Annotated in this window: 13 protein-coding genes; 2 read left to right on the top strand and 11 right to left on the bottom strand. The window is 55.2% G+C overall.

Features of this window, described 5'->3' with window-relative positions; all coding sequences use genetic code 11:
• Window positions 1-198: 198 nt before the first annotated feature.
• The 5 genes from artM to QEN32_RS14140 form a co-directional block, all read right to left on the bottom strand.
• Entirely contained in the window at window positions 199-867 is a 669-nt protein-coding gene (gene artM, locus QEN32_RS14160) for an arginine ABC transporter permease ArtM (protein WP_000895397.1), read from the bottom strand.
• On the bottom strand, window positions 867-1,583 hold the full coding sequence (gene artQ, locus QEN32_RS14155; protein WP_057464587.1) for an arginine ABC transporter permease ArtQ: 717 nt from the start codon (window positions 1,581-1,583) through the stop codon (window positions 867-869). The genes artM and artQ overlap by 1 nt, the downstream gene beginning before the upstream one ends.
• Before the next feature lie 6 nt (window positions 1,584-1,589).
• Window positions 1,590-2,321, bottom strand: coding sequence for an arginine ABC transporter substrate-binding protein ArtI (gene artI, locus QEN32_RS14150; protein WP_000756586.1), 732 nt, complete (start codon window positions 2,319-2,321; stop codon window positions 1,590-1,592).
• A gap of 17 nt (window positions 2,322-2,338) precedes the next feature.
• A complete protein-coding gene (artP, locus tag QEN32_RS14145; protein ID WP_000027186.1) occupies window positions 2,339-3,067 on the bottom strand; it encodes an arginine ABC transporter ATP-binding protein ArtP in 729 nt (242 codons plus the stop codon).
• A gap of 229 nt (window positions 3,068-3,296) precedes the next feature.
• A complete protein-coding gene (locus tag QEN32_RS14140; protein WP_265322342.1) occupies window positions 3,297-3,812 on the bottom strand; it encodes a lipoprotein in 516 nt (171 codons plus the stop codon).
• Between the two features lie 127 nt (window positions 3,813-3,939).
• Between QEN32_RS14140 and QEN32_RS14135 the strand changes: the two genes are divergently transcribed.
• Together QEN32_RS14135 and QEN32_RS14130 are read left to right on the top strand one after the other, a co-directional pair.
• A complete protein-coding gene (locus tag QEN32_RS14135; protein WP_001160725.1) occupies window positions 3,940-4,263 on the top strand; it encodes a heavy metal-binding domain-containing protein in 324 nt (107 codons plus the stop codon).
• A complete protein-coding gene (locus QEN32_RS14130; RefSeq protein ID WP_265322341.1) occupies window positions 4,260-5,090 on the top strand; it encodes an N-acetylmuramoyl-L-alanine amidase in 831 nt (276 codons plus the stop codon). The genes QEN32_RS14135 and QEN32_RS14130 overlap by 4 nt, the downstream gene beginning before the upstream one ends.
• Here the strand turns inward: QEN32_RS14130 and QEN32_RS14125 are convergent.
• From QEN32_RS14125 to hcp, 6 genes are all read right to left on the bottom strand, one after another.
• Window positions 5,087-6,100: an NAD(P)-dependent oxidoreductase gene (locus QEN32_RS14125; RefSeq protein WP_000866903.1), complete on the bottom strand. Its 1,014-nt coding sequence runs from the start codon at window positions 6,098-6,100 to the stop codon at window positions 5,087-5,089. The genes QEN32_RS14130 and QEN32_RS14125 overlap by 4 nt on opposite strands.
• Window positions 6,101-6,195: 95 nt before the next feature.
• Entirely contained in the window at window positions 6,196-7,629 is a 1,434-nt protein-coding gene (locus tag QEN32_RS14120; RefSeq protein WP_197391927.1) for an SDR family oxidoreductase, read from the bottom strand.
• Between the two features lie 10 nt (window positions 7,630-7,639).
• On the bottom strand, window positions 7,640-8,641 hold the full coding sequence (gene ltaE / locus QEN32_RS14115; RefSeq protein ID WP_000566346.1) for a low-specificity L-threonine aldolase: 1,002 nt from the start codon (window positions 8,639-8,641) through the stop codon (window positions 7,640-7,642).
• A gap of 38 nt (window positions 8,642-8,679) precedes the next feature.
• On the bottom strand, window positions 8,680-10,398 hold the full coding sequence (poxB, locus tag QEN32_RS14110) for a ubiquinone-dependent pyruvate dehydrogenase (RefSeq protein ID WP_000815324.1): 1,719 nt from the start codon (window positions 10,396-10,398) through the stop codon (window positions 8,680-8,682).
• 157 nt (window positions 10,399-10,555) lie between these two features.
• Window positions 10,556-11,524, bottom strand: coding sequence for an NADH oxidoreductase (hcr, locus tag QEN32_RS14105; protein WP_133308366.1), 969 nt, complete (start codon window positions 11,522-11,524; stop codon window positions 10,556-10,558).
• Between the two features lie 11 nt (window positions 11,525-11,535).
• On the bottom strand, window positions 11,536-13,188 hold the full coding sequence (gene hcp / locus QEN32_RS14100) for a hydroxylamine reductase (protein ID WP_000458794.1): 1,653 nt from the start codon (window positions 13,186-13,188) through the stop codon (window positions 11,536-11,538).
• Window positions 13,189-13,317: the final 129 nt, after the last annotated feature.

Here is a 13,317-nt window from a genome sequence, read left to right as displayed (position 1 = left end):
TGCGGCATAGATTTACAATGCCATTAATTGAATTTATATGCAATAAAAATGATTAAATATTTTAAAATGGATAAAAAAAGACGGACAGGTTAACCACTTGTCCGTCGGATTTATTCAATATTATGCATCGTAGGCTTGATAAGCGCAGCGCCATCTGACCATTGTCGAACGGCGGCGAGAATGCCTTATCCTGCCTGGTTAATTGCGCCGCTCAAACGCCAGGGCTTTACGCTCAATCAACCGCATCATCAGCGTCAATAGACCGTTGACGACCAGGTAAATTACGCCTGCCGCGCCAAATACCACCACATCGTAGGTACGACCATAGAGCAACTGACTGTACCCCATGACTTCCATCAAGGTGATGGTATAGGCCAGCGAGGTACTTTTGAAGACCAGTACCACCTCATTAGAATAGGAGGAGAGGGCGCGTTTAAACGCATAGGGCAACAAAATCGCCAGCGTATCTTTCTTACTCATCCCCAGCGCGCTACAGGACTGCCACTGACCTTCCGGAATCGCGCGAATCGCACCATAAAATAGCTGCGTCGTGTAAGCGGCGCTGTTTAGCGACAACGCGATCAGTGCGCACAGCCACGGTTCAGACAGTAGATGCCAGAGTAGCGGATACTCTTGCAGTGTCGGGAATTGACCGGGTCCGTAGTAGATCAGGAAAATTTGCACCAACAACGGCGTACCGGTAAACAACGTGATATAGCCGCGCACCAGCCACACCACGAACGGCGTTTTTAGTGTCAGGATAATGGTAAAAACTAACGCCAGCACCAAAGCGACGGCAATAGAAGCCACGGTCAGCGTCAGGCTGGTGTGTAGCCCTTTTAGCAGTTCAGGTAAATACTCAAGCATTAGTCCGGCCTCCGCTCAAAACGTGTCGCGCGCAGGTCTATGCGTTTGAGAATGTACTGACTGATCAGCGTAATGATCAGGTAAATAGCCGCCGCAATAATGTACCAGTTAAACGGTTCCTGGGTGCGTGTGGCAATACTTTTGGTCTGCAACATCAGATCGTTAACGCTGATAAGGCTGACCAGAGCCGTATCTTTTAGCAACACCAGCCACTGGTTACCCAGCCCTGGCAGGGCGTGACGCCACATCTGCGGCATCACCAGACGGAAAAAAATCGCCGTCTTTGATAATCCCAGTGCCTGACCCGACTCCCACTGACCAGACGGAACGGCTTTCAGCGCGCCGCGTAGCGTCTGCGACGCATAGGCCGCATACAGCAGGGACAACGCAATCACGCCGCACAGGAACGGACTGACGTCAAAGTTCTCAATCTCCATTTGCACCGGGATCTGCGTAAAGCCGAGATGGAGGGTAAACCCGTCAGACAGCGTAAGCAGGAGTTGCGAGGAGCCGAAATAGATAAACAGCACCACCAGAATTTCCGGCAGGCCGCGCAAAATAGTGACCAGCGCGGAGCCTATCCAGGCAATCGGGCGCCATTTTACGGACTCCCAGACGGCAAAGAACATGGCTAACGCGAGGCCAATGATCAGCGCGCAGACGGCAAGGCCGACGGTCATCCCGGCGGCGCTTGCTAAAGGAAAAAATTCGTTCATCAAAGATTACTTCTGGAACCATTTGTTATAGATGGTCTCGTAAGTCCCATCTTTCTTCACTTTTTCCAGCGCAGTATTGAATTTCTGCTGCAGCTCGGTGTTGCCCTGACGTACCGCGATACCCAGGCCGGTGCCGAAATAATCTTTATCGGTGACTTTATCGCCGACCGGCGCCAGCTTAGGATTGGCTTTCAGCCATTCGGTCACGACCGCCGTGTCGCCGAAAACAGCGTCGATACGGCCATTTTGTAGATCCAGCTTCGCGTTCTGATAGCTGTCATACGGTACGGTGGTGATTTCCGGATGCTTATCCATGATGAATTTCTGGTGCGTCGTACCGTTCTGTACGCCGACTTTCTTACCTTTCAGTTGATCGACGCTGGTGTATTTGCCCTGCTGACCCACGAACAGCGCGGAGTTGTCGTAATATGGCGTGGTAAACAGCACCTGCTTTTCACGTTCCGGCGTGATATCCATTCCCGCCATTACAGCGTCGAAGCGGCGGAATTTCAGGCTGGGGATCAGGCTGTCGAACGCCTGATTGGTAAAGGTACAGGAGGCGTCGATCTCTTTACATAGCGCGTTGGCCAGGTCGACGTCAAAGCCGACAATCTTGTTATTAGCATCCATCGATTCGAACGGCGGATAGGACGCTTCGGTCGCAAAACGAATGGTCTGGGCTGCTGTAGCGGAAAGGCTAAAGCCTGCAATTAGCGCGGCAATCAGAACTTTTTTCATTGTCATTGTCCCGAATCTTAGTGAGAGAGATAGTTTTTGAACGCTTCGGTCTGAGGGTGAGCAAAGCAACCCGCATCACCGTGCTCGACGATGTGACCATTTTCCATATAAATCACACGACTGGCGGTCTTACGCGCCACTTCGACTTCATGCGTAACGATCACCTGAGTAATGTTCGTTTCCGCCAGCTCATGAATAATGCTGACGATTTGAGCGGTAATTTCCGGGTCCAGCGCGGCGGTCGGTTCATCAAACAGCAGCACCTGCGGCTCCATCATCAGCGCGCGGGCAATCGCGACGCGCTGCTGCTGACCGCCGGAAAGGTGCAACGGATAACGATCGCTATATGGCTTCAGACGTAAACGCTCCAGCAGCTTTTCTGCGCGCGCCAGCGCCTGATCTTTTGTCAGACCCAGTACGCGGCAGGGCGCTTCAATCAGATTCTGCACAACGGTGAGATGCGGCCAAAGATTATATTGCTGAAAGACCATTCCGACATTTTGACGTAGCTCACGAATCGCCTTATCGGACGGCGTTTTCGTAAAGTCAAAATGGTTCCCGGCGATAGTCAGAGTGCCGGAGCGCGGCATCTCAAGCAGATTGAGTACACGCAGCAGCGAACTTTTACCCGCCCCGCTTGGGCCAAGCAACACCAGCGTTTCGCCTTCGGGGCAATCCAGCGTGATATCGAACAGCGCCTGATGCGCGCCGTAAAAGCAATTAATGCCGTTTAATTGAATACTCATTGACACTCGTATACAGGCAGTCTGATAGCTATTGAAGCCGCAGATAGTACCTTTCGCAGAATAGTTATGCAATATTTATGCGTTAAAAGTTAAATATATCCCACATTCTTCCCTAAACATAGCACAAAATAGCAGGAGGAATAGTAGGTAAGAAGAATTGTCGGCATCCCGGGCAGAATGCCAGACAATTTACGGGGTTATGGGTGCAAAAGCGGGGGAATACTGGCTGTTAACGGTTTTCTATCGACTGGCGCAGCGTACCGGCAGGGGCATGGACATCTCCGCCCAGATAGCGAACGTCGTCAATCACCCAGCATGAGCCTTCGTGAATCATAAGCACTTCATCCTGCCAGCTTTGATCGCCCTGTTTTAACGCCACCCGCAGAGGAATGTTGCGCGCATCTCGGTTCGGAATGGTTGATGCGCTGGCGACGTTGGCGCTATCCGGCAGCGTAGCGCGGCTGGCGAACAGATCGCCGCTCATCAACTGGCGGTGCTCCGTATCGCGGCTGGCGTCGGTCAACAATTTCGCCAGGTTATCACTCAAGTAGGGGCGAAGCGCGGCGATATCATTGCTGTGGTGTTGAATACGGTAGTCGTAAAATTGTTGAGCCACGCTGTCCGGGCCGCCTTCCACACACGCGCCGATACGCGGGCCATTATCTTTGTAGGCGGGAGTGACGGTCGTACAGGCGCTAAGCAGAAGCGCGCACGGGATGAGCAAAGAGAGTTTAGAATAGCGCATGATGATTTCCTTATAGGCGATCGAGCAAAAACCGATCTACGATAATCAATTATATCCTTTCAATGATAGCGTATCAGCTTGATAATGCGTTTGAGATCGTGTGCTTAGCTAACCCGGGAGATTCACTATGCAGTTTTCAACAACCCCAACGCTGGAAGGACAAAGCATCGTGGAGTATTGCGGTGTGGTGACGGGCGAAGCCATTTTAGGCGCCAATATTTTCCGCGATTTTTTCGCCGGCATTCGGGATATCGTCGGCGGACGTTCCGGCGCGTATGAGAAAGAGCTGCGTAAAGCGCGTGAAATTGCTTTTCAGGAACTTGGCGAGCAGGCTAAAGCGTTGGGCGCCGATGCGGTGGTAGGCATCGATATTGATTACGAAACTGTCGGCAAGGATGGCAGTATGCTGATGGTCAGCGTCAGCGGAACGGCGGTGAAAACGCGCCGATGAGAGCGCTACTGTGGCTGGTGGGTCTCGCGTTGCTGTTAACAGGCTGCGCGAGCGAAAAAGGAATTATCGATAAAGAGGGATATCAGCTTGATACCCGACATCGGGCGCAGGCGGCCTATCCGCGCATTAAAGTCCTGGTGATTCACTATACGGCGGAAAACTTTGACGTTTCGCTGGCGACGTTAACGGGCCGCAACGTCAGTTCGCATTACCTGATTCCCGCAACCCCGCCATTATATGGCGGTAAACCGCGCATCTGGCAACTGGTGCCGGAACAGGATCAGGCCTGGCATGCGGGCGTCAGTTTTTGGCGAGGCGCCACGCGTCTCAATGATACGTCTATTGGCATTGAGCTGGAAAATCGCGGCTGGCGAATGTCCGGCGGGGTGAAATCTTTCGCGCCGTTTGAATCCGCGCAAATTCAGGCATTGATTCCGTTAGCGAAGGATATTATCGCGCGCTATAACATCAAACCGCAGAATGTGGTGGCCCATGCGGATATCGCGCCGCAGCGTAAAGACGATCCCGGCCCGCGCTTCCCGTGGCGCGAGCTGGCGGCACAGGGGATTGGCGCCTGGCCTGACGCCCAGCGTGTGGCGTTTTATCTGGCTGGACGCGCGCCGTATACGCCAGTCGATATCGCAACGGTGCTTGCGTTACTCTCGCGCTATGGCTATGAAGTCAAAGCCGATATGACGGCGCGCGAGCAGCAGCGGGTGATTATGGCGTTCCAGATGCACTTCCGTCCGGCGCAATGGAACGGTATCGCAGATGCCGAAACGCAGGCGATTGCCGAAGCATTACTGGAGAAGTACGGCCAGGATTAACGCGGTAAATTTCCGTGATCGCGCAGCCAGGCGGCGGTGCGCTCAATGCCTTCGTCCAGCGTGACGATGGGCTGGTAGCCCAACTCGTCCTGCGCGCGAGTTGTATCGAGCGTAAAATCAAAATTCAGTTTTGACACGCCGTAATGCGTTAGCGGGGGCTCTTTGGCGGATTTTTTGCCGAAGCGCTCCATACTGCGGGCGATCATATCCAGCATCGGGTAAGGCACAGAGCGAATGCGGCAGTCGATAGACAGTTCATCAATTAACTTTTGTACGATGCTGCGTAAGGTGCGGTTTTCGCCGTTAGTGATGTTATAAGCGCGGCCAGAAGGCAGATGATCGCAGCCCGGCTGGCTGGCCAGCCACATGGCGTGGATCGCATTTTCATAGTAGGTCATATCGACCAGCGCGCTGCCCCCGTGCGGTAATAAGACGCTACCGTAATGGTGCATCATATGCGCCAGACGTGGGATAAATACTTTATCGTGCGGGCCAAACAGGCTTTGCGGACGTAACACCGTAAAACGTGTTTGCGGATTGGCCTGCGCCAGCAGATTAATCACCTCTTCGCCGGCGGCTTTACTGCGGGCGAACTCATTGGCAAACCGATGCGGACGGAAATCCTCTTTGATATCACGGTGATGGTGGTAATCAAAATAGAGTGAGGGAGAGGAGATATGAATAAAATTGCGCACGCCCCAGGCGACCGCCCATTCTCCCAGGCGGCGGGTGGCGCGAACATTCGCCAGATCGAAAGCTTGTTGGGTTCCCCAGGGCGAGGTAAAGCTGGAGCAGTGCCACAACGTGTCGATCCCGGCGAGCATCACTTTAGCCTGCGAGGAGACCAGTTCGGTTAAATCCGCATGGACGAATTCCGCGCCCATTTTTTCAAGCAGCTTGCCCATCGCTTCATTGCGACCCGTCGCTCTGACGCTGATGCCTTTATTGCGCAAAAATTCAACCGCGTTTCGACCTAAGCCGCTGGTGGCGCCGGTAACCAGTACCTTCATATCAATCCACTGTGTTTAATAAACCGTCGTGCGCATTCTTCCGTGAATTACGTCGGTATGCAATGGGAAACACGAAAGAATACAGCAACTTTTTCTCATTTTTCTGTGATTTGTTCTGCAAGTCGGGCAATACGCCTTGCCATTCCCCGGAAAATAAACAGGTGCGCCGGGATCATCAGTAGCCAGTAAATCAGGCCCGGCATTCCGTGTGGATGCCACCAGGCGCGCACGTCAATTTCGCGGTAGCGACCTTTATCGTGCAGCGTGAAGCTAAGCCGCCCCAGACCCGGCGCTTTCATGCCAAACAAGAGCGTGAGCTGTTTTTCTGGCTCGACAATGATCACTTTCCAGCTATCTACCGTATCGCCAGGCTTGAGCAAAGTATGCGACGGGCGGCCTTTCGCCAGTTTATGCCCCACCAGACGGTCCATCGCGGCGCGCGTCTGCCACAAAATATTGCCGAAAAAATAGCCCTCTTTGCCACCCAGCCGATTTACGACCTGCCAGAGCGCCGATAGGCTGGCCTGGGTCTGCGCGGTAAAGCCCGCCTGCTTTGGAAAATAGCCGTATTCGGGACGCCAGCGGGCGAAGGCCAGCGCGTCGTAGCCCCAGTCGCTGGAGTTCACCAGTTTTTCTTCTTCTTTCAGCGTGCGGCGAACGGCGTCGTCAAAGGTGATAAGCGTTTGGGGGATCAACTTTTTTAACGCGGCGTCATCGGCCAGCAAATCGTGCCTTAACCCCTGGATTAAGGCTTTTGCGGTAGTCGGCGGCACGGAGGTAATGACGTTTAAAAACCAGACCGAAATCCAGCGGGTCGGAAAAGGCACCGGGATCAGCGGACGCCGTTTACCGCTGACGGCCATAAAACGTTCAAACTGCTGCTGATAGCTTAATACCTGCGGCCCGGCGGCTTCCAGAATACGATGCTCGTGCGCAGGGTGGTCCAGCAAGCCGACCAGGTAGTAGAGTAAATTTTCCAGAGCGATGGGCGTGGTGCGCGAACGCACCCAGCGCGGCGGCGTGAGTATTGGCAGGTTGTAAACCATGTCACGCATGACTTCGAAGGCGGCGGAGCCTGCGCCGACGATGATCCCGGCGCGTAATTCCGTCACCGGCACGCCTGCGTCGCGCAGCGTGTCAGCCGTAAGCTGGCGGGCGCGCAGGTGATCGGATTGCTCATGCGTCGGCGCCTGCAATGAACTGAGGAAAATAAGTTGCTTAACCGGCGTCTGGCGCAGCGCGTCGCGCACGTTGAGCGCCGCCTGACGCTCATGGGCGATAAAATCGCCGCCTTCGCCCATACCGTGTACCAGATAGTAAACGGTATCAATGTCGCGAAGCAGCGCGGGTAAATTTTCCGGCCAGTGCAGATCGACCTTATGACAACTGACGTTGGCGAGGCGCTGTTTTTCCAGACGTTCCACGCGCCGCGCCGCCGCCCGCACCTGATGCCCTTGCTGACTTAGCGCAAAGACCAGGTGCTGGCCGATATAGCCGCTGGCGCCGAGAACCAGAATGCGTTGCGCCACGTTGCTCTCCTTAGCGGGCTAAAAAGGCGCGCCAGTGGGCGACGACATCGGCAAGCTGTTCGCGAGAGACATCCAGATGCGTCACCAGACGCACAATCGGCGCGGCGTTAATCAGGATATTCCGTTCCCGCAAATAGTCGCCAAGCGCGGCGGCCTGTGCTTCGCCAACGCGAACAAACAGCATATTCGTTTCGTGGCGCATGACCTCCGCGCCCGCTTCGCGAAGCTGCTGCGCCAGCCAGGCGGCGTTGTCATGATCCTCTTGCAGACGCGCCACGTTATGCTTCAGCGCATACAGTCCGGCCGCTGCCAGAATCCCGGCCTGACGCATTCCGCCGCCGACCATTTTACGCCAGCGCGTCGCGCGTTTAATGTAATCGCGGTTGCCGACCAGCAGCGAACCGACCGGCGTTCCGAGACCTTTTGACAGGCAGATGGTAAAAGAGTCGCAATACTGCGTAATCTCTTTTAACTCACAGCCGTAGGCAACCACCGCGTTAAAAATTCGGGCGCCGTCAACGTGCAGCGCCAGCCCACGTTCGCGGGTAAACGTCCAGGCGTCTTTCAGATACGCGCGCGGCAGCACTTTCCCGTTATGCGTATTTTCCAGACTGAGCAAGCGCGTGCGTGCGAAGTGGATGTCATCCGCTTTAATCTTCGCCGCCACGTTCTCCAGCGGCAGCGTACCGTCCGCGGCGGCGTCGATGGGCTGCGGCTGAATGCTGCCGAGCACCGCCGCGCCGCCAGCTTCATAGAGATAATTATGCGCGCCCTGACCGACGATATACTCTTCGCCGCGTTCACAATGGCTAAGCAGCGCGACCAGATTGGCCTGGGTGCCGGTGGGTAAAAAAAGCGCCGCTTCTTTACCGGAAAGGTCGGCGGCGTAGCGCTGAAGGGCGTTAACGGTAGGGTCATCGCCGTATACGTCGTCCCCGACCGGGGCGGTCATCATCGCCTCGAGCATGGCGCGGCCCGGTCGGGTAACGGTATCACTGCGTAAATCAATCATGGCACATCCCTGGATTTTAAAAGGTGATGTGCACTGTTTTACCTTAGCCAGTTCGTTTTCGCTAGTTCGATCACTTCATCGCCGCGGCCGCTAATAATGGCGCGCAGCATGTACAGGCTAAAGCCTTTCGCTTGTTCCAGTTTGATCTGCGGCGGGATCGCCAGCTCTTCTTTTGCCACGACCACGTCAACCAGTACCGGGCCATCGATGGAAAACGCGCGCTGTAGCGCTCCGTCCACGTCTGCGGCTTTTTCCACGCGAATACCGGTAATGCCGCAGGCTTCGGCGATACGCGCGAAATTGGTGTCGTGCAGTTCGGTACCGTCGGTAAGGTAGCCGCCGGCTTTCATTTCCATCGCCACAAAGCCCAGCACGCTGTTATTAAAGACGACGATTTTTATCGGCAGCTTCATCTGTACCACCGAGAGAAAATCGCCCATCAGCATACTGAAGCCGCCATCACCGCACATCGCGATAACCTGACGACCCGGCGCGGTGGCCTGAGCGCCGAGCGCCTGCGGCATGGCGTTGGCCATTGACCCGTGGTTAAACGAACCCAGCAGGCGGCGCTTGCCGTTCATTTTTAGATAGCGGGCCGCCCAGACGGTCGGCGTGCCGACATCGCAGGTAAAAATAGCGTCGTCAGCGGCGAAATGGCTAATTTGTTGCGCCAGATATTGTGGATGGATGGCTTTATCGCTGAGTTTGGCTAAGTCATCAAGTCCCTTACGGGCGTCCCGATAGTGCTCCAGAGCTTTATCGAGGAATTTACGATTGCTTTTTTCTTCCACCAGCGGCAGCAGGGCGCGAAGCGTGGCTTTAATATCGCCCACCAGCGCCATGTCGACTTTGCTGTGCGCGCCAATACTGCCCGGGTTGATGTCAATCTGAATGATTTTGGCATCGCTCGGATAAAAGGCGCGGTAGGGGAACTGGGTGCCGAGCAGGATCAGCGTATCGGCGTTCATCATGGTGTGGAAGCCAGAAGAGAAGCCAATCAGGCCGGTCATTCCCACATCATAAGGGTTATCGTACTCAACGTGCTCTTTGCCGCGCAGGGCATGAACGATTGGCGCTTTTAGTTTTGCCGCCAACGCGACCAACTCCTCATGCGCGCCCGCGCAGCCGCTACCGCACATCAATGCGATATTGCTGGAGTAGCGCAGCAGTTGCGCCAGTTTTTTCAGCTCTTCCTCCGCCGGAGTGACGACGGGGTGCGGGGCATGGTACCAATGAGTGACGGCGTTTTCAGGCGCAGGTTTCAGCGCTACGTCACCAGGAAGTACGACCACGGAGACGCCGCGGTTTAGCACCGCTTTGCGCATGGCGATGGCGAGTACCTGCGGGATCTGCTCCGGGCTGGAAACCAACTCGCAATAGTGGCTGCATTCACGGAACAACTCCTGCGGGTGGGTCTCCTGGAAATAACCGCTACCGATTTCACTGGACGGAATATGGGCGGCGATCGCCAGAACAGGGACGTGGTTACGGTGGCAATCAAACAGGCCATTGATCAGGTGCAGGTTGCCCGGTCCGCATGAACCGGCGCACACTGCCAGCTCGCCGGTAAGCTGCGCTTGTGCGCCGGCGGCGAAAGCGGCGACCTCTTCGTGGCGGGTTGGCATCCATTCAATGGTTCCCATACGATTAAGACTATCGCTCAGGCCGTTCAGGGAGTCGCCAGTGACGCCCCAGATTCGTTTTACGCCAGCCTGTTCCAGCGTTTTGGCGATGAAAGCAGCAACGGTTTGTTTCATGGTTCTCCATCTCCTTAAATGTGATAACGGTTACAAGTTTAGTTGAAGATGACGATGACGTTTTTCTTTGACGGAGAGAGGGGCGAAAGGATGAAGCGAGCGGCAAATCGCCCGGTGGCGCTAACGCTTACCGGGCCTACAATGGAACGTTTACCGATTATGCGAGAACAAGATCGCCCTGCGGATGGCAGGAGCAGGCCAGTACGTAACCTTCGGCAATCTCCGCCTCGCTCAGCGTCATGGTGCTGCTCACCGTATAGTCGCCGGAAACGACTTTGGTTTTACAGCAGCCGCAAACACCTGCCCGACAGGCAGCGGCAACCGGTACTTTATTACTCTCCAGCGCCTCCAGCAGCGTCGTACCGATCGGGGCATAAAATTCCTGCGCTGGCTGTAGCTTGGTGAATTTCAGGCCGCTGGTTGCCGTTTCCGCCACCGGCGTGAAGAACTTCTCTTTAAAGAAGCGCGTTACGCCAAGCGCTTTCACGCCCTGTTCTACGAAATCCATATAGGGCGCCGGGCCGCAGGTCATGATGGTGCGCGATGCCAAATCCGGTACGCGCTGTAATAATTCCGTGGTCAGACGGCCCGCGACAAAACCTTCCGTGGCATGATTTTCCGCCACTAGCGTGACCGGATACTGTTGCCACTCGTCGGCAAAAATCACATCATCCGGCGAACGGACGTTAAAGATGACCTGCACGTCGGCCTGCGGGCGGTATTTCGCCAGCCAGCGACGCATCGACATGATTGGCGTTACGCCACAACCGGCGGCGAGCAGCAGAAACTTATCTTCTGTTTTATCGTCACAGGTAAAATCGCCCATTGCATCAGACAGCCAGATGTAATCGCCGCGCTTGATGTCATGGGTCAACCACTGTGAACCCGTGCCATCGTCAATCCGACGAACGGTCAGCGTAATATATTCACTGACGCCCGGCGTAGACGAAAGGGTGTAGGCGCGCAGCGTTTCCGCTGAATTACGCACGCTCACCAGCGCATACTGCCCGGCGCGGTAAGGGTAGTAGTCATGGCATAATAGCGCAATTGTCCATACATCCGGCGTCTCCTGACGGATGTGATGCACCTGCATTCGCCAGGGACATTGTGAGGTTGGCATCGTCATCATTGACCTCCTTACGCGCTCAGCAATTGCTTCATGTCTTCTTCAACGGTGGTCACGGAGCGCAGACCGAACTTCTCGTTGAGGATAGCCAGCAGATCCGGCGTGAAGAAGCCCGGCGCGGTCGGCCCGGTGACAATATTTTTTACGCCTAATGACAGCAGCGTCAGCAGAATCACGATCGCTTTCTGCTCAAACCAGGAGAGCACCAGCGATAGCGGCAGATCGTTGACGCCGCAGCCCAGTTTTTCCGCCAGCGTCACCGCCAGAATAATCGCGGAGTAAGCATCATTACACTGACCGGCATCGACCAGACGCGGCAGCCCTTCGATGTCGCCGAACTCCAGTTTGTTGAAACGATATTTACCGCACGCCAGGGTCAGGATCAGGCAGTCATCCGGTACGCTGGTGGCGAAATCGGTAAAGTAGTTACGCTCGCCGCGCGCGCCGTCACAGCCGCCGACCAGGAAGATGTGGCGCAGTTTTTCACGGCTGACCAGATCGATGAGCGTATCGGCAGCGCCGAGCAGGGTCTGACGGCCAAAACCGACGGTGATGAGATGCGGAATTTCGCTATACGGGAAGCCCGCCATTTGCTGCGCCTGGGCAATGACCGGCCCGAAGTCATCGCCTTCAAGATGGCTAACGCCCGGCCAGCCGACGATGCTACGGGTCCAGATACGGTCGTCATAGCTGCCCACGGTCGGGTCGATAATGCAGTTAGAAGTCATCACGATTGGGCCAGGGAAGCGGGCGAACTCGACCTGCTGATTCTGCCAGCCGCTGCCGTAGTTACCGACCAGATGCTTGAATTTACGCAGTTCCGGATAGCCATGTGCGGGCAGCATTTCACCGTGAGTGTAGACATTAACGCCGGTGCCTTCGGTCTGCTCCAGCAGGTTGTAGAGATCTTTCAGATCGTGACCGGAGATCAGAATGCACTTGCCTTCAGTCGCTTTGACGTTGACCTGAGTCGGCGTTGGGTGACCGTATTTGGTGGTTTCACCGGCATCCAGAATGCTCATCACTTTGAAGTTCATCTGGCCGATTTCCATTGCGCACTCCAGCAGCGCGTTCATGTCAGCAGGCCAGGTGCCCAGCCAGGCCATGATTTTGTGGTACTGCGCGTAAATGTCGTTGTCGTATTGACCGAGAACGTGCGCGTGTTCCATGTACGCCGCCGCGCCTTTCAGACCGTACAGGCACAGCAGACGCAGGCCGAGGATGTTCTCGCCAATGGCGGCTTTGTCTTTGTTCGGGGTAAATTCCGCCGCCTGACGTTGCAGTTCGCCCAGATCGTCGCTGACCAGTTGCAGATCGGCCATCGGATTGTCGCAATGCGCATTAGCATCCACGCTCAGGCACTGGGCTTTCAACGCTTCACGCATAGCAATCGCTTCACGGGCGTAGCCGACGATACGCGGAGAGTCGAAGTTAACGTTGGTCAGCGTGGAGAAAAACGCGCGCGGCGCAAAGTTATCAACGTCGTGATTAATGATGCCATATTCACGGGCCTTCACCGCCCAGGCAGACAAACCTTGCAAAGCCGCAATCAGCAGATCCTGCAGATCGGACGTTTCAGCCGTTTTACCGCACATTCCCTGCGCGTAGGAGCAGCCGTTTCCGGCTGGTGTACGGATGGTTTGTTCACATTGCACACAAAACATGGTCACACCTTTTAAAGTTATATTTAATATACATGTTTAAGATTATGCCTGTGAACAAAGGGATAAAAGGGATTTCTGCCATAATGTGCAAGGAGATTGATTTAGCGCAATTTTGGCGGCAGATGCCTA

Source organism: Salmonella sp. SA14318, assembly GCF_029866905.1.
Classification (GTDB): Bacteria; Pseudomonadota; Gammaproteobacteria; order Enterobacterales; family Enterobacteriaceae; genus Salmonella; species Salmonella enterica.
This window is presented reverse-complemented; position numbering and strand designations above follow the sequence as displayed.